Source organism: Bacillus sp. ISL-55 (genome assembly GCF_018613155.1).
GTDB lineage: Bacteria > Bacillota > Bacilli > Bacillales > Cytobacillaceae > Mesobacillus.
Genome location: NZ_JAGGQU010000011.1, coordinates 1 through 26,265 on the forward strand (window position 1 = coordinate 1; position 26,265 = coordinate 26,265).

Annotated in this window: 20 protein-coding genes; 1 reads left to right on the plus strand and 19 read right to left on the minus strand. The window is 40.9% G+C overall.

Annotated elements, in window-relative coordinates; genetic code table 11:
- Nucleotides 1-63 precede the first annotated feature (63 nt).
- Together J7E32_RS06150 and J7E32_RS06155 are read right to left on the minus strand one after the other, a co-directional pair.
- Nucleotides 64-2,451: an immune inhibitor A domain-containing protein gene (locus tag J7E32_RS06150; protein WP_214905148.1), complete on the minus strand. Its 2,388-nt coding sequence runs from the start codon at nucleotides 2,449-2,451 to the stop codon at nucleotides 64-66.
- A 333-nt stretch (nucleotides 2,452-2,784) separates the two neighbouring features.
- A complete protein-coding gene (locus J7E32_RS06155; RefSeq protein ID WP_214905156.1) occupies nucleotides 2,785-6,282 on the minus strand; it encodes a bifunctional 2',3'-cyclic-nucleotide 2'-phosphodiesterase/3'-nucleotidase in 3,498 nt (1,165 codons plus the stop codon).
- Between the two features lie 282 nt (nucleotides 6,283-6,564).
- Here J7E32_RS06155 and J7E32_RS06160 point away from each other — a divergent pair, with 282 nt between their 5' ends.
- A complete protein-coding gene (locus J7E32_RS06160) occupies nucleotides 6,565-7,617 on the plus strand; it encodes a M20 family metallopeptidase (protein ID WP_214905158.1) in 1,053 nt (350 codons plus the stop codon).
- 35 nt (nucleotides 7,618-7,652) lie between these two features.
- Here the strand turns inward: J7E32_RS06160 and J7E32_RS06165 are convergent, their stop codons facing one another.
- The 17 genes from J7E32_RS06165 to J7E32_RS06240 all read right to left on the minus strand — a co-directional run bounded on the left by J7E32_RS06165 (nucleotide 7,653) and on the right by J7E32_RS06240 (nucleotide 26,254).
- Nucleotides 7,653-8,831, minus strand: coding sequence for a hypothetical protein (locus J7E32_RS06165; RefSeq protein ID WP_214905161.1), 1,179 nt, complete (start codon nucleotides 8,829-8,831; stop codon nucleotides 7,653-7,655).
- Nucleotides 8,832-8,968: 137 nt separating this feature from the next.
- The gene (locus J7E32_RS06170) at nucleotides 8,969-10,177 is read right to left on the minus strand and encodes an HD-GYP domain-containing protein (RefSeq protein WP_214905164.1); all 1,209 of its coding nucleotides are present in this window, start codon (nucleotides 10,175-10,177) and stop codon (nucleotides 8,969-8,971) included.
- Nucleotides 10,178-10,412: 235 nt separating this feature from the next.
- On the minus strand, nucleotides 10,413-11,633 hold the full coding sequence (locus J7E32_RS06175; RefSeq protein ID WP_214905166.1) for an ATP-binding protein: 1,221 nt from the start codon (nucleotides 11,631-11,633) through the stop codon (nucleotides 10,413-10,415).
- Between the two features lie 177 nt (nucleotides 11,634-11,810).
- Nucleotides 11,811-12,167: an SCP2 sterol-binding domain-containing protein gene (locus tag J7E32_RS06180; protein WP_286182787.1), complete on the minus strand. Its 357-nt coding sequence runs from the start codon at nucleotides 12,165-12,167 to the stop codon at nucleotides 11,811-11,813.
- A gap of 117 nt (nucleotides 12,168-12,284) precedes the next feature.
- Nucleotides 12,285-13,076, minus strand: a complete 792-nt coding sequence (locus tag J7E32_RS06185) for an ABC transporter permease (protein ID WP_214905170.1) — start codon at nucleotides 13,074-13,076, stop codon at nucleotides 12,285-12,287.
- Between the two features lie 11 nt (nucleotides 13,077-13,087).
- Nucleotides 13,088-13,876, minus strand: a complete 789-nt coding sequence (locus J7E32_RS06190) for an ABC transporter permease (protein WP_214905173.1) — start codon at nucleotides 13,874-13,876, stop codon at nucleotides 13,088-13,090.
- Entirely contained in the window at nucleotides 13,851-14,876 is a 1,026-nt protein-coding gene (locus J7E32_RS06195) for an ABC transporter ATP-binding protein (protein ID WP_214905176.1), read from the minus strand. The genes J7E32_RS06190 and J7E32_RS06195 overlap by 26 nt, the downstream gene beginning before the upstream one ends.
- Before the next feature lie 279 nt (nucleotides 14,877-15,155).
- Nucleotides 15,156-16,691: a SulP family inorganic anion transporter gene (locus J7E32_RS06200; RefSeq protein WP_214905179.1), complete on the minus strand. Its 1,536-nt coding sequence runs from the start codon at nucleotides 16,689-16,691 to the stop codon at nucleotides 15,156-15,158.
- Nucleotides 16,692-16,811: 120 nt separating this feature from the next.
- The gene (locus J7E32_RS23170) at nucleotides 16,812-17,108 is read right to left on the minus strand and encodes a DUF5658 family protein (protein ID WP_353654022.1); all 297 of its coding nucleotides are present in this window, start codon (nucleotides 17,106-17,108) and stop codon (nucleotides 16,812-16,814) included.
- Between the two features lie 91 nt (nucleotides 17,109-17,199).
- Complete coding sequence (locus J7E32_RS06205) at nucleotides 17,200-17,799, minus strand: hypothetical protein (protein WP_214905182.1); 600 nt, start codon at nucleotides 17,797-17,799, stop codon at nucleotides 17,200-17,202.
- 320 nt (nucleotides 17,800-18,119) lie between these two features.
- Nucleotides 18,120-20,720: a carboxypeptidase-like regulatory domain-containing protein gene (locus J7E32_RS06210; protein WP_214905184.1), complete on the minus strand. Its 2,601-nt coding sequence runs from the start codon at nucleotides 20,718-20,720 to the stop codon at nucleotides 18,120-18,122.
- 108 nt (nucleotides 20,721-20,828) lie between these two features.
- Complete coding sequence (locus J7E32_RS06215; protein ID WP_214905186.1) at nucleotides 20,829-21,704, minus strand: M73 family metallopeptidase; 876 nt, start codon at nucleotides 21,702-21,704, stop codon at nucleotides 20,829-20,831.
- Nucleotides 21,705-21,790: 86 nt separating this feature from the next.
- Entirely contained in the window at nucleotides 21,791-22,318 is a 528-nt protein-coding gene (locus J7E32_RS06220) for a TasA family protein (protein ID WP_214905188.1), read from the minus strand.
- Between the two features lie 93 nt (nucleotides 22,319-22,411).
- Nucleotides 22,412-22,993, minus strand: coding sequence for a signal peptidase I SipW (gene sipW / locus J7E32_RS06225; protein WP_214905191.1), 582 nt, complete (start codon nucleotides 22,991-22,993; stop codon nucleotides 22,412-22,414).
- A complete protein-coding gene (locus J7E32_RS06230) occupies nucleotides 22,993-23,946 on the minus strand; it encodes a hypothetical protein (RefSeq protein WP_214905193.1) in 954 nt (317 codons plus the stop codon). Before J7E32_RS06230 ends, sipW begins: the two co-directional genes overlap by 1 nt.
- A gap of 275 nt (nucleotides 23,947-24,221) precedes the next feature.
- Entirely contained in the window at nucleotides 24,222-25,892 is a 1,671-nt protein-coding gene (locus J7E32_RS06235) for an acyl-CoA dehydrogenase family protein (protein ID WP_214905196.1), read from the minus strand.
- A complete protein-coding gene (locus tag J7E32_RS06240) occupies nucleotides 25,889-26,254 on the minus strand; it encodes a MerR family transcriptional regulator (RefSeq protein WP_214905199.1) in 366 nt (121 codons plus the stop codon). Before J7E32_RS06240 ends, J7E32_RS06235 begins: the two co-directional genes overlap by 4 nt.
- Nucleotides 26,255-26,265: the final 11 nt, after the last annotated feature.

The following is a 26,265-nucleotide window of genomic DNA, read 5'->3' on the forward strand; positions in this document are numbered from 1 at the left end:
CCATGCTGGGCGCACACAAAAAAACACCGGGCGAATTACCGCCCGATGTCTTCAATTTCAAACTTATTTACGGATCCACACTGCACCAGCAGAGTTATCCTTCGCTTCGCCGATGACCTGGAACTTCAATCCTAGTTCAGGTAGCTTTTTGCCAGCATCCGGGATCAGTCCGTTGATGTATTTGTTAGAGTCATCAAACGTTGTCACACCTGGAAGTCCTTCATATTCGTACAATCCGCGTGATGGAGAATCCACTGTCCAGGCAGGTGCCTTGTCCAGTGAGAATGCTGCGTCAGCGATTTGATAACGTGTGCTGCCCTTTACAGTATCCTGCCCTTTAAGTTTGCCAACGATTGCTTCTGGATGTGAGTCAACCACACCGATGAAGCCTTCGCCAGGGTGGACGCCAACCCAGTTGTCTGTGAAGCTGTCGTCACCGTACCAAACAACCAAACCAGTGTTGTACTTCACGCCGCGGCCAGTATTCAAGCCTTTGTCAGAACCAGCGTAGTTTCTCCACTCAAGGTAGTAGTAATGGTCTTTGTCAAACAAACCATTTGTTGAGATAAAACCATCAAGAGTCACTTGCTCAGTGCCTTCTGCATCATCTGCAAAAACTTCTGTTCCGTCAACAGTCAGGCTAAGGTTGTCGATTGCGAAACCTTCAGGAGCAAGGCCCCCGTCTGTTACATATTCAAACACAAGCTGAACTTTCTGGCCTGCGAACTGGCTTAAGTCATAAGACTTATCTTCCCATTCGCCTTGAGTTGTTTCCATGCCGCCAGCCGTATTTTCATCACCAATAACGTCCAACGTTGTTTTTGTGCCATCTTCAGTCACTGCTTTTACATATACATAGTCATAATCGAATTCTACTTCGTACCATGCTTTGTAATCGAAAGTAGCTGTTGTTGCATCTGCCAGGTCGAATACAGGTGTTTCCAATGCAGTATGCAGGTCATCCCCTTTTGTACTGTAGTAGTACTTCTCACCGAAAGCTGGCTTGATGCCTTCTACCTTTTTCTTAGGAAGGTTCACTTTTACAATGCCGTTATTCTTTGACTTCGTCACACTCTGGTCGATGACTGCAGTCAAACCATTTTCGTCAATGTCTTCATAATCTACTTCTGTAATGTTAGCCCAGTTGCCGCCCATGATTTTCTGGAAATACTCCTTGTTCTGTGGAGAGAAGCTTGTAGGTTCTGTACCTGCTACTGCTCCATTCCAGCTGCCGCCGCTCATGATGGACCATGATGCAACTGGCTCGCCTTGTCCAGTGTACTGTGTGTCGTACTCATCTGGAAGACCTAAGTCATGTCCGAATTCGTGTGCGAATACACCAACCGCTCCATCTTCAGGCTCGATTGTGTAATCGAAGGCAGCCATTGAACCGCCCCAATAAGGAACCGCCGCTGTGCCTTCTGTTCCAGGAACATCGTACACTCCGTCAAGTACCCAGCGATGTGACCAGATTGCATCGTCACCTAATGCACCGCCGCCAGCTTCCTGGCCGACACCAGCGTGAAGGACCATCAAGTGGTCAACAAGGCCGTCCGGCTCGTTTTGGTTGCCGTCTGCATCTAAATCATACAGGTCGAACTGGTCGAACTCAGAAAGATCTGTACCATTAGCTACCGCAGCTGCTAATGCGTCTTTAACGAAGTCACGCGGTCCTTTTTCACCATTATTGTCATGCCCGCCTTCAGGATTGTCATCACCATAGTCAGCAGCATTGCCAGGTACGGTTACCCAATCAGTTACATGGCCGTCAACTGTGTAGCTGCCGCCAGACTGCTCTTCGTAATATTGCTTAAATGTCTGGACCTTTTCCCCATTGAATAATGTGAACTCTTCGTCACCGAACAGCATTTTTTCATAATGCTCTCGGCTGAAGTCATCTGAATACATATAGCCTTCTTCTTGTTCGATGTTATTGTGCTTGAAGTCTGCGAATTCTGCTAAGAGGACAAGTACTTTGTCTTCTCGTACTTCACCGTTATAAGGAGCCTGCTTTGCAGGATCCACTTTAGCGTATCCTGTCGGCTTGCCCTTTTTAAAATTGTCATGCCCTTTGTCAAGCTGCTTCGTCAGCTTGTCTTTTTGCTTTGTCAAAAAGTCCTTGGACTTCTTTGTCATTTCATCTTCAGCTGTGTGCTTGTCTGTCTTGCCCGCTTTAGTGCCCTGCTTCTTCTTGATATATTCTGTTACCGCTTTGTTGACTTCTTCCTGTGAAGAGCCTTTCGCAATTAGGCCGCGCTCCTGTAAGGCTTTTGCCAGGCGATCCTGATCAACGATGTTCAGATCGATTGGCGCTGATACAGGAGCTGTTGCAGCTTCAACAGATTTAGTTGCAACTGGTGAACCTGCAAATGATCCCGCAAATAATGTCGAAGCGAAAACAGCACTTGCCGCCACGCTAGAAAGAACCTTTAACGAACTTTTCTTCTTCAAAAAGATAACCCCCTGCTAGTTTCCAAGTTTCGAATTTTCATATTTTCTGAAGACTCTGATTGGAATTGTAGCAAGGTTTTGAAATATTGTAAATTTTTAAAATATAGTAATATATATCTATAAAGTCAGCCATTTTTTGCCTGAAAAACTTAATTTCAAAATAAAACTCCATCATTCTTCCTGTTTTCATCTCAAATATAAGTGTAAATAAAACTATTTTAATAAAGTTTAATATTGGGAAATTTTCTTCGTGTCACTAAATTTGATTCGAAGGAACTAGAACTTTTTTGCAAAAAAAGAGAGCACAGTGATCTGCACTCTCCTTCTAAACTATTAATTTAATTTTGTTACGCGTCCCTCGATTTGTGGATTAACTACATCTTTTTCCTTGATATAGTTAACCAACGCATCCAAATCTACTACATCGATTGTCTTATCTGTAATCGTTGCAAGGATTGCGTATCCATCCCCGCCTCCAGCCATATAGTTATTGACTGTGATTGAGTAAGTTTCATTCATATTAATTGCATTACCATCGTTATCAGTAATTGAAACTATACGATCTCCAGCAGGTCTTGAGTCATCATAAGATACCTTCAGACCGGAAATAGGCATGATACGGACTTTACTGCCCCATTGCTGTTCTAGCAGAGTCTTAATGACTTCACCAGTCACATTCATTTTCACAAGATCGTTTCCGAACGGCTGTACAGTGAAAGCTTCTTTCCACGTAATTTCGCCTGCGTCGATGTCAGCACGGACTCCACCTGAATTCATGAAGGCAAAATCAGTGCCTGTCTGCCAGCGCATTGCGTCAGCCACCAGGTTACCCATTGCAGATTCACCAGCAGCACTTGTGTCACGGCTGATGTAAGAAGGAGTTGTTCCGATTACTTCATTCAGGATCGGCGCGACATCTGCTACATAGCTGTCCAGCATCGCTTTAATTTCTGCATCAGGCTCAATTTGATCACGGTACGTTGTTACAATTTCGGCCTTGCCAACCATGACATCTTTCGTTACAGGGTTGATCAATAAATCTACATCAGAAAAAGCAGTACCAGAGGAATAAGACTGAACGACAATTTTTCCATCCACTTTCGTGTTGGTATAAGCGTGATTATGTCCGCCTAATAACACGTCCACTTCATCATCTACATTTTGAGCGATTTCAACAAGCTCTTCACCTGCTTCAGATCCATCCATTTTTGAAAAAGATGGGTTATGCGCTAAAACAACGATTGTTTCAACACCCTGCTCCTTTAATTCCTCAGTGTAGCGGTTGATGGCTTCTGTTTCGTCTGTGAATTGAACATCTTGAACTGCACTTGGAATAACAATGCCTGGTGTGTCAGATAGAGCTACACCGATCACTCCAACAGGAATTCCGTTTACATCTAAAACAGTGTATGGATTTAAAACATTCTCACCTGTCGCTTTGTATATAAGGTTAGCTGCGACATAAGGAAAGTCTGCACCTTCGAATTCGCCATACTTACTCTCTGTTTTCGGGTGGATTCCGCCATCGATTAAGCGGAGCATTTCTTCCACGCCTTCATCAAACTCGTGGTTGCCTACAGTACCAGCATCAAAACCAAGCTCATTCAGAATCTTGATCGTTGGCTCGTCCTGAAGCAAAGCAGATACCGGCGAGCTAGCTCCGACAGCATCACCCGCATGAAGCATTAAGGTATTAGGATTTGTCGCTTCACGTTCTTTTAAATATGCAGCAAGATAATCCACCCCGCCTGCATTGATTTTTGAATTATACGTGTCCAACTGGCCATGGAAGTCATTGATTCCTAAAAGCTGGAGGCCGATTGGCAAGTGCAGTTTGAACTTTGCAAAACCACTGTCCAGGTCTTCAGCATATTCAATCAACCCACTTTCCGGCAGGGCATTTTGTGCAGCTGGTGTGGAGTTGAATGTAACATTTAACGCTTTGTCTACGCCTGCGAAGCTCCAGTTATTGTCCGCTGAAGGATCGATTGCTCCCACTTCACGGATATAATCGATGATTGCCTGACGGTTTTCATCTGGATACATCTCTACAGCTGTCATATTTTTAACACCTGGGAAGGTTCCAGTTGCACGATAGTTATTTGTAACAACAAGGAACTCCTGCTCTAGGTCGATTGGCTGGCCATTAAATTGCAAGTTCTTGATGCGATTAGCCTCTTCGTTTACCAGGTTGCCCTTCGGATCATATTTTGCCGGTTCAGTTACATCGATTTCATATGTTACGCCATCGATGACATCATAGTTGTATACTGGGTAATTTGGATTGATAAGCGACTGTTCTTCACTGCTATTTTCATCAATCTGATTGAACTGCCCAGCAGACATTTCCAGCCATTCTTTTACATCGCTGCCGTTAATTTTAATAGTTGCGACAGTGTTAGGATACAAGTACAGGTCCGCTACGTTTTTGATGGCGATTGTACCTTCAGGAATATAAGTGTAATCACTCGCTCCGCCTCGTCCAGACTTAAATGGTGCACCTGCAGACAGGATTGGCAGATTTTCATCAGGCGTTCCTGCGACTTGTTTCTCTACATACCATTTCTGTGCATTTGTCACGATTTGGATGGATGGATCGTCTTGAACCAATGCGAAATAACTGTGGATGTCAGCCTCTGTTTCTCCAACAGGCTGGTTGACATATTTTACAGTACCTTCGTGATCTTCTTTTACCGCTTCTAAAATATCTTTATCTGCATCAACTAAAGGTTTCTTGGCTACCTTATCCCAAACTGCTCTTAGTTCAGACTTCGAGCTCTTTACATTCCACTTGCCTTTTTCCTTTGCGATCGTCAAGTCCATTACGCCAAGCTGGTTACCCCAGTTTCCCGACATGACAACAGGGACGCCATTGATCGTTCCATTGTCAGCATCTACGCCAGGAAGGTCCTTGAAGTCGCCCGGGAATGTTAAATGATTGTGTCCAGTGATGATAGCATCGATTCCATCAACAAGCGATAAGTCGTATGCTGCGTTTTCTTCCATCTCTACAACCTTCTCATCGCCAATACCTGAGTGGGATAGTGCGATGATGATGTCAGCGCCTTCTTCCTTCATCTTAGGAATCTGGGCCTCGACTGATTTTACGATATCTTTTGTAATTACTTTCCCGTCAAGATTCGCTTTATCCCATTGCATGATTTGCGGTGTTACAGCACCAACAACGCCAACTTTGAGGATATGTGTTTTGCCATTTTCATCTGTTACCTTTTTATTAAAAACTTTATATGGTTTGAAGTAGTTTTCATCATTGTCTGGATTATCGTCACCATCATCCTTGAAGACATTCGCGTTCACATACGGCATCGGTGCGTCATCAAGCACTTCATCGAGGTATTCCAGTCCATAGTTGAACTCGTGGTTGCCGACTGTAGCAGCATCATAGTCCAGTAGTTCCATAGCTTCAAAGACTGGATGCATTTCGCCATCTTCCAGCACATCGACCTTCGCTTTATAGTCGCCAAGCGGATTTCCCTGAATCAGGTCACCATTATCAAAAAGCAGATTGTTCTTGCCTTCTTCTTCGGCTCTAGCCTGCTTGATTAATGTAGCGGTCTTTGCAAGTCCGAATTCATGAGATGTAGCATCTTTATAATAATCATAGTTATATAAATGTGTATGAATATCTGTCGTTCCCATAATGCGAAGCTGTACTTCGTGCTTTCCTGCTTGAGCAGGCTTTCCTGCATGGCTCGGCTTTCCAGCTGCAAATGTTGTGTAATAAACTGGACCTGCTAATACAGATAACGCCATTGTTGTGGCAACAACGGTTTTTCCTATCTTGCGCAAAGGCTTCTTCAAGAAATCCATCTCCTTAATGAGTAAATTGGTAGAATACGTGTTTAATTATAGTAGGATTGACGAATAAGGAAATGGACTGATAGACCTGAATTTTCTTAACTTTTTGTTAAGAGAGTGTAAATAGCCAGGACTTAATTCCTGATAATTGTAGGTACCCCTCGAAAGCTGTCTGTTTTTGCGAATATTTTAATTATCATTTTTCCGCAAAAAGTACTACCATCGATATATAAGATTGAAACTTTACTAGCGTGGTAATGTATTATAGACCCTTTTTCAAGGAGTGTTTGAACTATGAAGGAATTATTAAAAGAATTGATTCTGATTGACAGCTCCACAAAGGAAGGTGCCAATCAGGCGGTGGAGTTTTGCAAACAATGGCTCATTGAGCATGAATTACAGCCAAATTTGATTGAAAACAATGGTTATAAAATGCTGGTCTGCGAGATTGGTGAGGGAGATAAAACGATCGTATTCAACGGACATGTTGATGTGGTCAGCGGTAAAAAGGAGCAGTTCGTGCCCGTTGAAAAAGATGGCAGAATCTATGCAAGAGGCGCGGCTGATATGAAAGCCGGCGTTGCTGCGATGATGGTCGCGATGAAAGAATTGCAGAATCAAAAACTCGGAGTGAAAATCCAGCTGCAGATTGTTTCGGACGAAGAGATTGGCGGGATGAATTGTACCGGCTACCTTGTGGAAAATGAATATCGCGGGGATTTTGTTATCTGTTCTGAGCCGACACAGCTAGGGGTTGCTCTGCAGGCAAAAGGGGTTTTGAGAGTCGAAGTCGAGGTTACCGGAAAGTCTGCTCACGGCAGCAGGCCTTGGGAAGGCGAAAACGCAATCGTAAAGGCCTATCAAATATATGAAAAACTGCTTCAATTGCCTTTTACAAAGGAAAGCTCGGATTTCTATCAATCACCCTCTATTAATCTAGCCATCATCTCGGGCGGCGAGGTTTTTAACAAGGTACCTGATCATTGCGTCATGTCCCTTGATATCCGTTACCTACCTGGACAAGATTCCGATTCGATTGTGCAGCAGATCGAAAGCATCTCGGATGGTAAAGTTACCGTCAGTCTTAAAGGAATCCCTGTGGCGACAAAGCGGGATGATTCATTTATCACTCAGTTGAAACCAGTTTTGGAAAAGCATATTGCTGGTGAAGCAGTGATATTTGGCCAGCACGGAGCAGCCGACACCCAGTATTTCGCAGCACATGGAATCCCGGCAATCGAGTTCGGGCCTTCAGGAGCGAACTGGCACGGAGATGACGAATTTGTCGAGCTGGAATCGCTTGAAAAGTATAAAGATATTTTAATAGATTTCGTTAAAACATATTAAAGCTAAAACTAAAAGACAGCCACCCGGCTGTCTTTTTAACTGCTTAAACGATATTTCTTTGTCCATGAGTAAAGCAATAAACCCGAAATTAACAATATTTGCAGCAAAAAGACAACCGAATCCCAAAAACGGATGCTCGTAATTGGTTCAAAGAATCCCGGCAACATGATTTCATTTACAGCGAAAAACATTTGAGGGATGTAGTAGTAGGCGGTGATGATCAGGGTGAGTAGGATGCCTATTAGATAGAAACAAGCATATCTTCTTATCACCTTCTCTTCTCCAGAAAATGACACAGTTGCATGGCTTATTTTTATAAATGGAATCCTTTTACTCAGATAGTGCTGGCCGTTTTCCATTAAATTATAACAACCAGTGAGGTTTTCAATAATATAATAAAAGTCTGTTTTCATAAAAACGCAAAGTTGATAGATAAGTCTTATTAGAGTATTAAAAACCACAATACCTAAAATACCTGAAAAAAGCCAGTCTGTACTTACGAGTAACAGAATTAATGAGGTAAAAATCACTACAATATCTATATACATACCAGCATACAATAACTTATTTCTTTTTTGTGGCGGTAACTTCCAAGCCTGAGTCAGGTCTGTCTCAAGTACAGCAAAAAATAGTCTATGACCCAGTTCAAGCTTAGCATTCAAACCTTCTCCTCTAATCGCAAGAATATGTCCAAACTCATGGAGTAAGACTAAAATCAAAGTTATTAAAATTATGGCTGCAACATTTCCAATCATTAATTCAAAAATAAATATATCCTTATAATGTGGAATCAAACTAGGGTCAAAAATAAACATCATTATACTTGCAATAAGCATACCGACATAGATTTTTGTGGTAGTATCGTTGAAGAGTATTTGGCCCAGCCTTTCAGGAACCCACTGAAAACCTGTATCTTTTTTATTTTCAATAATAATTGCTACTTTTTCACCATCTAGTTCGCACACAATTTCCAGTTCTATCAATTGATGAACAAATTCAAGGATATCGATTTCTTCATCTGCGTATTGTTTTTTAAGATTATTTTCGATCTCATTTAAAGGCACATTACCCTGTATCAATTTAATAGCTTCAATACATACTTTTGGCATTTCATAGAATTCGTTAGTAATAGTATCTTCTACAATATAGTTCTGCTTTTCTTCACGAAAGACTAATTGATGAAGTTTAAGCTGGCTATTATAGGTAATTCCCATGAAAAACCCACCTCTTACTGCACATTTTATGCAATTAAATAAGGATGCTTTAAAAAAGCATCCCTTCCATTATGGAATGATCGGAAGATAGTTACACCACCAGCAAGTAGTTTTCACTTTATTTAATTTACGGATTTTCATATTGTCACCTCCTTTTTTACAGACGTATCAAATAAATTTGCTGGTATATCCATAGATCTTTGATATTTATCGTGAAATTCAACCCATGTTGAAAAGATCTCTTTAAAAACTTCAACCAAATGAGGATCAAATTGAGTCCCTGCTCCAGCTAATATCCGGTCATATGCCTCACCTACTGGCATGGCAGATCGATATGATCTTGAAGAAGTCATTGCATCAAAGGCATCAGCAATAGAAACAACCCTTGCTAGATACGGAATTTCTTGACCACTTAACTGCTCAGGATATCCTTTTCCATCCCATCTTTCATGATGTGATTTTATAATGTCGATGCTATCCCCTATTCCATTCACTTTCATGATTGCCTCAGCACCAACCTCAGGGTGGGTTTTGATAATCTCATACTCTTCCTTTGTCAACTTTCCAGGTTTCATAAGTATATGGTCAGGGATATTCACCTTTCCAATATCATGCAACAAGCACGCATAATAGAAAGCGTTCAATTCTTCCTTGGAGTATTTTCCAGTGGCGATAGCTAGCATATGAGCATAGCGCGCAACACGCTCACTATGTCCTTTGGTATATGGATCTTTTAGTTCAATAGTGGCAATAACCCCTTTTACAATACCTTCGAGTTGCGTATCATATGATGTTTTTATTGCATCGACATAACCCATGAATCTCTTCAAAACAACGTAAGCAATACCAGCCAATACTAAAACTAGAATTAATGGGAAAAGCACCTCATTTGTCCTAAGCAAAATGCCAATAAAAAGGTATTTAAAAAGCATGCCGTTAAAAACAACCATGAAAAATCGTTTATTCACAAAGATTGGCGAAAATAAGATTAGAAAGACTTCAACTACATTTCCGCTCGCATACTCCATTGAATTTCCCCAATATGTAACACCGTCATTAACAATTGAAAGAAGGACGAAACACATGACAAAAATATATTTTATCGATGATGTTCTGTTTGTTTTATTTAAATAATGAGCTATTGGAATTAGACCAATCATAAAAATATAATACCAATAGCCAAAGGCACCCGGTAAACCAGGCTCAATATGAACAATGAACTTTTTATATATGTAGTAATAAAAAAAATCATATGTAATGGAAATACTGTAGAATAGCGCTAAAAACCAAGTAATAGCCCTTTTTTCTTCATGGTTTAAGCTAGAACTTTTCACTGTTGAATGCATGAGAGTACCCCGCGTTTTCTGTCAATTAATTGAATCATTGTTTACATTCATATCGCCAACATTTTTTTCTAGTTTAATAGTTTTATTGAAATAAGAAAAAAATGAATCATTTTACCTATTTTATAATTTTGCCAACTTTCGACAATTTTCTTTATTATAAACCAAAAGGACTATTTATTAAAATAGTCCTTTTGGTTTATTTATTGGATATATTTTCATTATATAGATATAGTTATTAGGCTGGTATATTTATAGTGACCTGCGTTCCTTTACCAAGCTCACTACCGATAACTAAACCTCCACCATGTTCTTCAATAATTTTTTTACTAACCATTAACCCTAACCCGTTTCCACTTTGTTTAGTTGTATAGAAAGGTTCTCCCAACTTAGCCAGTTTGTCTGGTTCAATCCCACACCCTTCATCGATGATGGAGACTTCAACCTTATTATCTTTTGTTTTTGTTCGAATGGTAACAGTACCACCTTCGGGCATTGCTTCCATTGCATTTTTTATTAGATTGATAAACACTTGCTTTAGTTGGTTTTCATCACATAAAAGGACTGGAGTATCTTTCGTATCAAGAATTATATCGATATCCTTTCTCTGGGCGTGTGGATCAATTACGGATATTACGTATTGAATAATCTCTTCAACTTTTTTTGGTTTCTTTATTGCTGTATTAGGTTTTCCTAAAATTAAAAGATCATTGACAATACCGTTAATTCTATCAATTTCATTTAACATTATCGGATAATACTGATCGTCTTCTTTATCCTTTTCCTGCTGAAGCTGGGTAAAGCCTTTAAGTGCTGATAATGGATTTTTAATTTCGTGTGCTACAGCCGTTGCCATCTGACCAATGACAGCCAGTTTTTCTTTCTGCCTCAGATCTTCATAAACAGATTTAATCGCATTTAAGTATGATTGAAACCGTGTTAACAATATCCATGCAATGATTGCAATAAAAATGATTAAGGCCATAGGAATGAGTACTTTAGGAGATTGAAAGATCACTCCCATAATCATGTATTTAACAAAGAAACCAAGTGTCATAGTCCAGAAGAATCTATTGCTTACAAAAATTGGAGAAAAAAGGATAAAGTATATTTCTAGTATATGCCCACTTTTAAACTCATGATCCGTACCCCAATAAATTAAGAAGTTATTTATAAAGTCCACAAACATAAAAGCAAAGAAATATAGATACTTTACTTTTTCAGGATTACCGTTTTTTACCAGGTATATAGCTATAGGTAATAATGCAAAGAGAATAATATGAAAGATAAAACCCATGCCCTGAGCAGGAAGGCCAGTCTCCGTTTTATTAAAATATGGAATTAAATAATAATAGGTAAAATCATAAGGTAATAGAATGAGATAGAATATCGTGAGAAAGTACTTAACCGCTTTTACTTCCTCATATAATAAAGCCGTATTTTTTCTTAATTGGTCCATAAAGGGAATCTCCTTAAATTTCGCACATTGATAGCCTTATTATATCAGGATGTGTCACTTCTTGTTACATTTTGTCTCATTGTGCAATGAATTTTTAATAAATGTTTTTTATGGGTGGAAAGGAATTTTTTATGGAAGGAAAAATGGATCAGGCGATGATGTGCCTGATCCATTTTCTTATGCTGTTTCGCTTAGGTTGTATTCGTTGAGGATTCCTTCGAGCTTGAGTGCGAGTCCCATGCTGCCCTGGATTTTCAGCTTTCCTGTCATGAAAGCTGCTGTTCCGTTCAGTTTGCCCATGATCATCTTTTTGAAGTTTTTATCTGAGAGCTTCATGGTACAGTTTGGGGTCCCTTCAGTTCCTTCGACCACTCGGGCAGTTCCGTCGGATATAAAAAGTTGGAACGTCCCGGTGTCGTCGCCTGTGATATCATACTGATAAACAACATTCATGCCGTGAATCGGCTCTGGTCTTTCTTTCATGACCTTTTCGATTTCCTGCCAGACTTCTCTGACCGACTTATTTTCCAACATCCTCGTCACCTCTATCAACCTATTTATTTCCATCATACCCGACGGAAGTCCTATTGGGCAATCCGAAAATGGACGTATTATCTGATAATTCCCTATATTCGTCGGGTTGCTTTTAGCTTAGCTGCCCGTACTTGCGAAAGCCTTCAAGCCTCTGTTCCAAAATGCATAGGCAAGGACACAGCAAACAATCGCTGCAACAGGGGTCCAGAGCGCGAATTCCTTGTAGCCGGACTTGTCGATAAAATAGGCTGCCGGATAGAATGCTGTGAAACCGTAAGGGATGATCCATGTCAGGAACATGCGGATTCCTTTGTGATAGATGGTCAGCGGGTATCTCGCAAAATCACTCAAGTTAAAGACTGCCCAGACAATCGGCAGGCTGTCGATCATCCAGAAACTGAACGTCGCGAAAAATAAGTTAATCGCCACGAAAATCAATCCGGATGAAATGATCATGACAACCAGCATGGCAATTTCCGCTGCTCCCCAAACGAGGTCAAGCTGTGGAATCGCTGTTCCCAGAATGATCAAGCCGATGATCAGCTGACCAAAGCCATCCTGATGAAGTCTGTCTGCTACGACATGGAACAATGGGTTGACCGGCCTGATCAGCAAACGATCCAGTTTGCCCGGCCTGATATACTGCCAGCCAAGCGTCCATAGATTATCGAAGAAAATCTGGTGGATTGAACGGCCAGTTGCCGCGATACCATATATGAACAATATCTCATAAAACGACCAGCCATTGATCTGCTCAATGTGGTCGAACACTACTTTTACAAAAAAGATTGAAGCGAACTGCTCAAGCATGACTGAGGCGACACCGATCAAGAAGTCGATCCGGTACTCCATCATCACCTTCATATGGCTCTTCGCAAACTCCCAATATAATCTCGTATAACGACGCATGATATCGCCTCCTATCCTCCAAAAATCGTAATCTGTTTAATCGCCTGTGACCAGATTACCCTTACCAAAACATATAATGAAATGAGCCAGAACAACTGGACTCCAAGTGCCAAATATGCATCCGTTCCGGTGATTAATCCGGAATAAATTGATACAGGCAGATATACCATTGCCTGAAACGGAAGAAACTCTGTAATCGTTCTTAGCCAATCCGGAAAAAGCGTGATTGGCACTAAAGCCCCTGAGAAAAATGTAATCAGTGATTCCTTCAAAACTCTTACTCCCCATACATTGACAGTCCAGAACGCAAGAACGCCAACAAGAAAATCGAAGAACGTACCGATCCAGATTCCCACCAGCGCACTCACTATGAATAGCAAAATCGTCTCAGGTGATTTCGGGAAGCTTAAATCCATGAAGAAGTAAGCAATCAGCACCATCGGCAGCGTCCCCTGGATTAGGTACATGATTTTCTCCCCAATATCCACCGCGAACATTTTAAAAATCATATCGTAAGGACGCATCAGTTCGATTGCAACCTGACCTTCCTTTATATTCTCCGCAAGCTCATTGCCGACGCCTCCGACAAATCCCTGAAGCAGCATCGCAATCACGATATACGTCAGCATCGTTTCAAGATTAATATTTTGGATTGTCGTCTGGTTGGCGTAGACTGCCTGCCAGAAGAAGTAAATAATCAACAGCCTCATTACCGCCGAAACGGTCCCGGCCCAGTACCAGGCCGAATAGGCCGTGTTCTCCTGCATCCGCCCTTTAGCTATTTGCCAATATTTCCTCATGCTCTCCCCCCTGTTCCTGCTTGTTGTACAGCTCCTCAACGATCGTCTCGATCTTAGGATCCGCTATATTCAAATCGCCAATTTCATACATGCTCATCATTTCCGAAATGACAAACGAGCTTTTCACAGTCTCATGGTCAAACGATAGGCTGACCTTTGTTTCCTCTTCATTCGGTAAAACTTCTACCTGATCAGTGAGCGACGCAGGCAGTACGAACTTTTCCTTATCTGCCAGCTCAAAATGGATGACGCGCTGCTGGCCAAATTGCTTTTTAATCTGCTCAAGCCCACCATCGTATAAAATCGTACCGCCATCAATAATGATGATCCGGTCGCAGATTTCCTCGATGTCCTGCATGTCATGTGTAGTCAACAGCACTGTTGTGCCCCAGCGCTGATTCATTTCCTTAATAAACTTTCTGATTTTTACTTTTACCGCAATATCCAGACCGATTGTCGGCTCATCCAGGTAAACAACCTTAGGCCTGTGAAGAAAGGCCGCAGCCAGTTCACAGCGCATTTTTTGCCCTAGCGAAAGCTGTCTGACCGGAATGCCGAGCAATGGCTCCAGGTTTAACACCTCCGTAAACATGGCGACCGTTTCCTGATACTCTTGCTCGGGAATCTCGTAAATATGTTTTAACAGATTATAAGATTCACGAACCGGGATATCCCAAAACAGCTGTGTCCGCTGCCCGAAGACCGCCCCGATGTTGACTGCATTCTTCTGACGGTTTTCATACGGTACCAGCCCATTCACCGTCACCTTCCCCGAAGTCGGTGTCAGGATTCCCGTCAGCATCTTGATCGTCGTCGACTTCCCGGCACCATTCGCGCCGATATAGCCAACAGTCTCTCCCTGCTCAATCGTAAAATTTATCCCCTTCACGGCATGCTTTGTCTCATACTTACGGTTAAAAAGCGACTTGATTGCCCCCTTGAGACCAGGGTCCCGCTTCACCAATTTATATTCCTTCTTCAAATTCTCAACTGTAATCACATTATCACTCTCCAAGAACATACATTCGATTTTTAGGCACAAAAAAACCACAGACATCCCAGTCTGTGGTTACGCAGTTATTTTAACATGACAAAAATAAGCGCTACTACACACAATACAGGCAGGCCGAAGGTAAAACATATGAAGTTGATGTAGTTGCTTGATTACAATCAATCATTTCGACTGCCTCCTTAGGTTATTTAAGTACTTTCATATTGTACCTTTTAAAGAAAATTTTGGCAATAGTATTGTAAAAAAATAAATGGTGCCTGATTTTACTCAGGCACCGTGAACTATTTTATTATTAAACTTTAAATAAGTGATCAGTTCTTCCAGGGTTTCAAAGTGTCCGGCAGTACCGAATTCATGGAATATATTCATCTTCCGCAAAATCCCGCCGAGGTCAAGGTCGTTGCCGACAAGATAAAGGTTCTGGCCCCGCTCTTTCAACTGATCCTTAAGCTGCAGCAGGAGCAGTGCACCTGAAGCATCAACAACCGTTACTTTTTCTATATCTATAACTATATCAGGATTGCTATCCGAACTGATTGTCTTCGTTATAAGCTCTGTAGCCCCAAAATAAAGCGGCCCTTCCAGGCTATATACCTTTAATCCTTTTTCCGTCTTACTATTAATCTTGAAACCTTCCTCACTCATCCGCTTCATGAATATCAGCGCGCTCATGACAATTCCGACGCCTACCGCTACCATAAGGTCAATGGCTACTGTTAAAATCATTGTCACCAGCATGACCGCAGCATCGGTCTTCGGCTCATCCTTAAGGATTTTCAAGCTGTCGTAATCGAACATTGTGATTCCGGTCATGATTAAAATCCCCGCTAGCACTGCAAGCGGAATTTCTTCCGCCAGCGGTCCGAATACCAGCATGAACAGCAGCAAGGCAACGCTATGGACCATGGCAGAAAGAGCAGTCTGTCCACCGCTGCGCAAATTGACAACAGACCTGACTGTCGCACCGGCACCAGGCATCGCGCCGAACAAACCAGCAAAGGCGTTACCAATCCCCTGGCCAATTAACTCTTTATTGCTCTTGTGCTTCGTACCTGTCATATTGTCCATGACGACAGATGTAAGCAACGAATCAATTGATCCAAGGACCGCAATGCTTAATGCTGCCGGGATGAGTTGGATGATGACACTCAGGTCTGCAATTGGTAAATGGAATTGTAGAAGTCCTTTCGGAATCTCGCCAATTCTCTCTGCGGTGTCAAAGAAAATGAAATCGTTTATAAATGGCAGTGTAAAATGGACGGCAGGAACCACTTTTTCCAGAAGAATTACCGCAACGGTGCCTAAAATCAACGCCATCAAGCTTGGCGGGATGACCTTAATCCATTTCATGGCTACCAGCATAAAAACAATCGTCAACAGCACGACTAAAAAGCTGCCCGTCAAATACTGCAGCTGCCCCATGATAATGATGATGGCAATCCCGTTCATAAAACCACTGACGACCGGTAGGGGGATGAATTTCAAATAATTACCTGCTTTAAGTAACCCAAATACAATCTGAAATAACCCACCCATGAACGCGGCAATGAACGCATACTCCAGCCCCTGGGTCGCCACGATACCAGTAAAGATAATCGTGATTGGCCCAGTCGGACCCGTAACCTGCCCCTTCGTCCCGCCAAACAAAGCAGCAAAAAAACCAGTGATGATGGCTCCATACAAACCAATGATAGCTCCATCCGAATTATCCGTCGCCTGCATCCCAAAAGCCAACGCAAGCGGCAGCGCAACAACCGAAACCGTAATCCCGGCCAGCAACTCACGCTTCAGGGTTTGAAACATCTGTAATACGCCTTCTTTCTTATTTAATATAAGAAAATTATACGCCTTTTAGGATTAATATTTCATATAGATCACTATGAAAGTAATGAAATTTTGTGGAATTTTTTAAGTTATTCATGATTAAAAGATGTGAACAAGCCAGAAGCCGTGCATAAACACAACAGCAGTGTAGAAAACTGTGGCAAATACTGTTAGAGCTTTAATAAATGAAGATTGAGGGACTTTTTTAGATAGAATAAATAATAGAAGGAATATAGAAAGAAGTGTTTTTATGACCAGAAACAATAAAGGACTAACCTCATAAATACCATGCATAATAGGATTCAGTTCAGAAATGAAAGCATATTGAAGTCCGAACCAGGTCAAGAGAGTGTCAAAGAAATTTAGTATGATAAGGTAATAAAAGAGAAAAATCATAGTATTCACCTCGTGTCCGAACTATTAAGGACTCCGTATGATATTATCCCTCTACATGAGTCCTTGTTCATAAAAACAAATCATTTTTGCCTTACATTTCTTTCTGTTTTCGTTTTACATAATTCAGCGATAAAAGAAAGAAACCACTAGAAATCAGAATGATGCCAAGAACCAAGATGTTGAAAGTTTTAGTCGCAGTGTTTGGCAGTAAGCTTCCTTCCTGATAATCTGCAGGGAATGCCTTTGCAGCGAAGTCAAAGGCAACCGTTGTGTCAACACCTTGATACTCATTTTTTAAACTAACAGGTAAGCCCACTGTAAAGGTTAACTTCTTTGAATCCATTTCCCTGAATTTTCCCAGATCTAAGTTATTTAGCTCCAGTAACCGTCCTTTAAACAAGATATTATGTTTATCCTCAACGGAAATGTTCAACTGTTTATATAGTTCCGATGAACCTTTTTCTTTACGGGGATTTAGAAAGACTTTAGGTACGGCGTTACCTTCATAGTTAACCTCTAATGTGGAGACAATTTCATCTCCAGGAGCCATGTTGCTTGCATTTATAAAGCTTGATTCTGGGAAAGTTTTCAATGATAGTTTCATATCTTCACCATATACAGGTAGTGTTTTACTAAATCCAATAGACAGAACCATAAGAAATATAATTAAAAATCTCAACGTATAAAACAATTTTTATGCCTCCTTCTTTTCAATAAAATACGTTCTATATAATGAATTATATAACATAAATAAGTTATAATAAATAAATTTTTGTTCTATAAAAGGAACGATTATGCAGTCAGTTTTGTCTAATCACTACCCCATAAATGTAAACAGCATATTTGATCATTTAAAATAAATAAAAGTAGCGTGTACAAAAGATTAAAACTTTTGTACACGCTCCTTTAATAATACCAGATTCTTATCACAATATATTCTTATTTTGACTTTAGAAGATACGACTAAAAGCTCTTTTTTTAAGATAGTGTACTTTTGTCCGCTTCCTTTAATTAATCAAGAGGTGGGAAAATAATGAGATTTCCTTTAATGGTACTTAATGAAGCGATGGATGAAGCATTTGCAGATTGAGCTTCTTTTAATCTTGCTTTAACTCTTGTATTATCCTCGTCAGTTGCCAATAGTTCAATTGCTTTAGCTAGTTTCCTATCAACAACAGAAGTTTGCAGATCTGCTCCAACTGCTAGATTTTTTATATAATCGTGCAGGAACGATGGCATGGAAGAAGAGTAAGATTCTAATAGTTCTTTCAGCAATGCCGTTTTCACTTTTGCCTCTGCATTTGCTGCTTTTGCTTTCTCCAGGTAATCTTTAATCTCTTCTTCAGAGGCTGATGCATTGATTTTTCCCATGGCTTCTTTCATTTCTGCTTCAGCTAATTTACTCTTTTCGATAGCAGCTGTTACTACTGCCATTATATCTCCTTCAGATTCTTCTGGACTCTTAATTTCAAAATTAATTTCTTGTAGTATCTCATTTCCAGCGTGGTCTACTGCTTTTAAGATAACTGTATGCTGGCCAACTTCACCAATAGCAGGCACATCCCCAGTATCTCCATTTATCTTTACTTCGTCTTCACCATCAACTTTATAAGTGATATATCGAATTCCGGCTTCATCATCAGAAGCAGATAAGTCAATGTGTATTGCAGTGCCTTCGGAATAAGATTCGCCGTTTTCTACACCATCTATTTCAATCACAGGCTGAACACGATCAGTAGGTGTTAGCGCAACATGTAAATCTGTAACTTCAGGTGGTACAGTAACTTCATCGCTTGTTGTTGTTTCAAATCCCGGACGGCTGACAACAACTCGATAAGTACCGGCTGCTGTATCCCAGGCATACCTTCCATCTTCTCCAGTAACTTGTGGATTTGTAATAGGCGACATTCTGCCTGGATAAGCTTCAATATTCATATTTACCCATGTCTCAATGTCTGGGTCAAAATATTGCAGAACAACAGTCGCTCCTGGAAGCCTCCAGTCTTCATCTTTTTCTTCATTGTAAATATAACCACTTGGGTCAATCAAAACAATTTCAAATTGTTGTGGTGTACCAGTTGATCCATCCTCATAATGTGGTGTCACCGTAATGGTCATCGGGTCTTCCCATAGACCTACATTGTCTGGTATAAAGGTGTGCGACCAATCAACGTTATTTGATGTAGTCATATCTGCATGATATTCGGATCCATCTGCATCTGTGGCTGTAAGTATAACACCTGTAGCTCTAGGGTCGTTATATGATGCATTTACGGTAAGTGGACTCAAACGACCGGCAGTTGGAGTGCCTTCAGGAGAAGTACCCCTTTCACCCTCTAAGGTAATATTGGGAGGAACAACAGGCTCAAGAGCCTCCACTTGATATGTCGCCGTCGCAAGAGGTTCTTCTGACCCATCTGCATAGGCATTAACTGTAAGAGTATGGGTTCCTGGAGAGTTAGGCTGAACTTTCCAGGTAACTTGATTGGTCGATCTGCTATCCACATCCCCTAAAGTGATTGCCGCTTCAGAATCCACTAAATCAATTCCAGGTCCATTTTCAATTTCAAGTCTTACATTGTTTAATGTAGAGCCTGTAATGTTCGTAAAATATGATATTAAATTAAATGGTGCTGAAGACCATTCTTCATGAGTCAAAAGCTGCCTGCCACTTAACACCAATGCTTCGTCTCCACCTACACCTGGAATCCCATAGTAAGTTGTAATTATCTTTTGCTCGCCTGGTGCAAGAGTATCCGGATTCCACCACATTGCCACTGCACTGTCACCAGTATAGTTGCCGGCGTTAATATTAAAATCCCACTTAGAATCTACTAGCCTACCCCAGTTGGCAATTGTAAAACGGTCCGGTGCTGTGGCATCCCTTCCGCTCATGGTATATTGAGCACTGTAATTCGGGTTATCGAAACTATAAAATGCCTGCCAGAACGCAGGAACCTCAGCTCCTAAATAATCTCTTTCGTAATCAACAGATTCAACGCCATTTGTTCCAGGAACCTTAAATGGTGCATAATCGTTACCATTTACCATTGTATCATGCATCATTCTTAACCCAACTTCATGATTTTCCGCACCTGTGTTGGTAATGATATAGCGGATTTGCAGAGCATCTGGCTGTCCAGTAGCTGGATTAAGTCCCGGCTGTAAAACTTGTTTTACAGAAATATCCCCTGTTTTCCATACAGATTCATTTTTTGTATTATCATTAGAGTTTATAGGATGTGTAATAAAACTCCCATCTGGTTCATTTCCATAAATTAAGTCTTCGCCATCCACTTTTAAACTAGTAAATGAGGTTCCTGTACCACCTGACCATCCATAAATGATATTGTACCAGTTATCAGTATCTACCTCTTTCAGACCGGCACTAAATCTGCCATCCGAACCGATGCTGGCTTGAATAAAATCGTTGCCAATATTTCCAGGATTCACAGAAGCCATACTGAACATTCTTGTTGAAGACTGTGAAGGGAATGGCTTTTCTTTCTGGGAGCTGCCCTCTGCTCCTAAAACTGCACTCTGGAAAAGAGTCAAGAACGCCATGACAAAAACCAAAGCAGCTGAAAGGCGTTTCTTCATTTTATTTTTCATTAAATCATTCCTCCTAATTGTTCGATAATTGATTACCCTTATAAGGCATGACTCTATTTATATTCATTCAATAGACCACAGCATAGGCTGTGGTCTATTGGATTATTATTAGTTATTTCTAACCTGCTCCCAATCCGTGCCAAAGTTGAAATAGACTGATTTTCCTTGCATGGAGTTGTTATCCACTCCGTTTGGTGCATTTTTATTAAATTGCACTGTAAAGCCTAACATTGCAGCTTTTCCGGAAGGAAGTTCAATTCCAAAGGATTCTGCATCAAATGGGGTATTAACTAGGTCACTTAGCTTTCTATCGTACATCTTAACAACCTTGAATAGTCTATTATCTAAGCTTTGGCTTCTTTTGTTTAGCTCAGAAAACATGTATTCGTCCAGGAATGTAAGAAGGTCTACAGCATAAGCTTGATCTTCTAAATTCGCCGATGGATTTGCCGCTAACCATACATCATATCCGGCATTAATAACATCCATAATCATATCCATTTGATCAGCGGTCACTCTTGTATCAATAAACGGTAATCCCTGACCTCTTAAAACATCATATTCTTGTATATCCCAAATCTTAACTCTGGCCTGTCTAGCAAATAAAACATCATCTTCGTATTGAGTTCCTGAAGTTACTGCATTACCATTAGAATCTGCAGGAGTGGCTGTCAATGTCACCAATTTCGCGTCTAAAGATCCAGTGTTCTCAAGGAATAGTCCACGAGTATGCTTGTCTCCAGGTGCCCAAAGGCCTGTCGGCATGCCACCATAATTATCAGCAACATTCTGAGAATAGAACATAGGCCCTTCATTGGGAACGTCATTACGTTTGGCAGTCATTACTAGAGTTCCTGCTGTACCTAAGCTAGGTCCGTTTGATACATCATCCTTGAAAATCGCGAACGTTGCTCCCCCAACAGCCAAGGAAGTTACTAGTAAACCTGAAATACCCATCAAGGCAACTTTATTTTTCTTTTTCATTAGAATATATCCTCCTATTCTTACTGTAACTTTTAAAAAATCTGATAAAAAAGGATGGTGCTAATACACCACCCTTTCAACTCTTTTTACCACGCAGTTGCAGCTTCACCAGCATCTTTCACACCATCGTTATCTGCATCACCATTATTTCTGGATTGAACAGCTTTGATATTGAAAGTTACTTCGCCAGTATCTCCTTGATACTCATTGCCAGCATCAATCGGGAAATTGTATGATACGTTAAATGTATAAGATCCTCCAGCTGGAATTAATACTTCCTCAGATGGGAACGTAATATCAAGAGGATATGCACCACCGAAAAGATCTCCAGTTTCAGTTGTAGAATCAATCTTAACCCAAGCATTAAGAGAGCCAGTATTTTCAATCGTTAATGTAGCTGTTTCATTATCACCAGGTGCTAGGTCAGAGAAGAAAGATGTTGAGCTGAAAGCTGCTCCTCCTGTTACATCAGAAATTTCTACAGTTCCTGCAGTAAAAGTGTTACCTGTGTTAGAAGCATTTGCTGTAAACAATGCAAATGTTCCTCCGCTGATTGCTGCTACCCCGATTCCTGCTGCCATTGCTGCTCCTGCTAAACGTTTTTTGATACCCATTGATTAGTTCCTCCTCTTAATATCTTAAAATTTTATATTGAACTCCTGTGTAGAGACAGAGTATGTATTCACAGGAGTAACAATCAGGTTGGTTTATACGGTTTTAGGTGATTCGGATGCTTCTTTTTCATCTTTTTCTTCTATAGAAGCGATTGTTCTCCATGTTGTATATACTGCATATCCTACTAGTAAAATACCTGGTAGAATTAAGAGAATAATCTTACCAGCATCTGTATTGTAAAAATTCAACCCATATCCAATGTATGGAATGGTGAAGCCATCATAATGGCCTACTACATTCATTGCCGGAATTGGTTTTGTATCGTTGGCATCATTATTGTCACCTTTTGTGACATAGTGAACCTGTGAGTCTATTGTCTGGATTTCCATAATTCTATGTGTAATCAGTACATTTGCATTATCAATAGATTTATAGGTAATTACATCACCTTCTTTATATATGTTGGGGTCCTTAGATGGCTTTATAGCGATTACAGATCCCGTTTTTATTCCCGGTTCCATTGATCCTGATAATACTGATTTGAGCTGGTATCCTAATATTTGAGGCTCTTCTCCAGACACTCTTGATGAAACGACAGAGTATAGTGCAAAAACAATAACTACTACAAAGAGAGATGTAAAAGCTCTTCCGGTCCATTTTGCTAACGTTTTCATTATGGTTTGTCACCTTCCTGTTTTTCTGTATCTTCTGTGTTTTCTGTAGAGACTTCACTGTCATCCAAATCGGGTGGCTCTTCTTTGATTTCTTCTGGATTATCCCCCATAGAAGATTTATTAGATTCCGAATTCTGTGTTTGATTTTCTTCTTCTTGTTTCTTTCCTGAATCCTTAGCTTTTTCTATATTGGATTCCTTTGGTTCTGATTTCTGATTTTGCTCTTGTGTATCTGCTTTTTTAGTTGCAGTTTCTTCTCTCTCAGAATTAACCTTTACTGAATCTGAAGTTGATTTTGGTTGAGCAGATTCTGTGGTACTATTACATGCATTGATTTCATCCTGGGTGATATAAACAGAAACCTCTCCCCAGATTTCGAATCGTCCTTCATACTTTTCACTTTCATTTTGTGTTCCACCAGGGTGTAATGGTCTTTGCAATGCTGAGAATTTATAGTATCCAGGTTTTATTTCTGTATCTGGTTCAAACTTGAGAGTATATAACTCATTACTATTAATTACTGGTATTTGATCTTCAAAAATAATTTCGCCCGGCTTTTTCTTGTTAATGTCCTCTATAGAAGAATATCTGACGAAGAAAGTTGATGGGCCCTTCATCGTGTTTCCATTATTGTAAATATCCGCTTTAAATCCTCTTTCACATGTAAAAGAGTAATGTTCCTTGTATGCAGCCGTCTTCTCTTCTTTTGAAAGTTCTTCACTTTTCCTTAAAAAATCGTCTTTCCAAAATACCAATGAACTGTTATCCCAGGTCTCTCTCCAAGATGCTTTTAAAGTATTACTATTAGTAACATCAGCTTTATAAAGTCCATTTGTTCCCGATATTAAGCTGGTTAGACAAAATAAAGAAACATAAAACATGAGGGGGAATTTTGCATAATTTATGTATACCTTTGATTTATTTTTGTATTTTCTCAGTCGAGAAAGTCTCATTTCTTTCCCTCCCTCTTATAGAATGTTCTTAAAACAAACTAATTTTGTTCTTTTTAACGAACTTTATATTTTGAGTATATGTTAACCTTCTCTATTTGAAAAACCTCGAATTCGGCTGTTTTTTCTTAATAACGCACGAATATCGTTCGTTATCTCTTTATTTCTCAAGTTTTCTTAATCTTTTGTAACTTAAACAGAACAATATGTTATATATATAGAACAAGGAAAGTATAAAAAACGCCTCCTGCATCGGGAGACGCTTTGATTTGGCTATTTTACCAGAGACTTTTTTGAGGTAAGGATTCGCTGACTATCTCATAATAATAATTCACTGGCTTTAATTGATCATCAAACTCATGTCCTGATTTCCAAGTTTCTTCTATATAGACTTCCATCACCTTCTGAGCACGTTCATCCCCACTTTCTGCTAACTCCAACGCATTCACACTCTCAAAAATCTTCACCATCAATTCAGCTACACGCTTTGAGTGAAATGTCTTATGGTCATTAGATGCTGTCTGCAAGGATACAAGTAGGTGCTCAAGCTGCTCCATTCCGCCACGGACTTGTTCTGCATGCTCTCCCTCCATCCCGGCAATACGCTCCTTCATCTCTAGCAAAAACAGCTCTCCAGCATTAAACTTTTCCATCAACCTCAATACTTCTAGCCCAAGTATATTTGCGGTCCCTTCCCACACAGTCAGTACTTGTGCATCCCTCAACAGCCGTGGTGTGACAAAGTCTTCAATATACCCGTTCCCTCCGTGCATTTCGATAGCTTCGTGTGCAAAATGTACGGCTTGTTCGGCGGTTTCTTTTTTCAGTAGGGCGTTGTAGAGTCGGTTCAATACGATGTCTTTTTCGGTTACCCCTGGTTCGTTCCGCATGACTTCCTCAAACAGCGGGAGGTACTTAAACACTGTCCTCGTTTCGACTTCTAGTTTTACTGCCATTTTAACCAAAGAGTCTTTTATCATTGGGAAATCGGCCAACTTCTTGCCGAATGCGTCGCGCTTTAGTGCATATTCCCGTGCTTCGCGATAGGCGCGGCGCATGATGCCGAGAGAGGCGACGGTGTTGCAGATGCGGGAGAGGTTCAGTGCTTCCATCATGTAATAGAAGCCTTTCGTTGGGTCGCCTACTACAAAGGCTTCTGCTCCTTCGAACTCGACTTCGGCGGATGGGACTGCGCGTACTCCGAGTTTATCTTTGAGTCTGCGGATTTTGATGCCGTTGAGTTTTCCGTCTTCTTTCCGCCATGGGACGGCGAACAATGTCAGCCCTTTTGTTCCGGATGGGGCTCCTTCTTTCCTTGCTAAAACCATCGCGACGCCGCACATTCCTGCGTTGGAGGCAAAGTATTTTTCTCCGTAGATCTTGTAGCCGTCGGCTGTCTGGACTGCCTTAACCACGTTGGCACCGACATCGGATCCGCCCTGGCGTTCGGTCAGGAAGGTGGCACCTTCGAATAATGTTGTTTCTCCTGTTGATAAGACATGGGGCAGGAATTTCTCTTTTACCTCTGGTGATGCGTACTGGTCCAATAAATAAGCGGTAGCCATCGTTAACGTAACTGGACAGTAAAAACCTGCTTCGGTTTGGGACAATAGATAGCCCTGGGCATAGGAATAGATATAATTCCCGCGGCGTCCCAGTTCGGGAATATCCTTATAGACATAGCCGACAATCCCGGTGTTATAGGAATCCTCAACCGTTTTCCGGTAGCCATCATTCACCCATACTTCGGAGATATCGTCGCCATAGGCATCGAACTTAATCAGTTTTGGCTGGCCTTCGCGGTCGGTGAATCTGGTGCGCTGGTCAATCTCGTTGGCGCATTTTTCGCCGAATGCCAGCAGCTCCCGATCTGCGTACTCGTAAAATTCTTCATCCAATAATTCCTTCAACAATGCCCGAAACTGCGGTTCTTCTTTATAAAAATTCATTCACTTAGCCTCCCTTTGAATTCAGTCAATAGCCTTTCGATTTCTTCTCTGATCTCAACCAATTCACAAATCCTTTCATTCACTTCTGCAAGCTTTTCCTCTCCGTACTGTATCGTCACCTTCAGCTGTTTTTCACCAGTACGGTCCTCGTCGAACAGCAGTACCATTTCCTTGATTTCATCAAGGGAAAAGCCGAATCGCTTCCCGCGGAATACGAGTTTCAAGCGTGTTACATCACTGGCATTGTAAATCCGCCGTCCTCCTTCGGTCCGGGATGGCAGCAGCAAACCGAGCTCTTCGTAATAGCGGATTGTTCTGGTTGTAACCCCAAACTGCTCAGCCAAGTCAGAAATCGTGTACATCGGCAAAACCT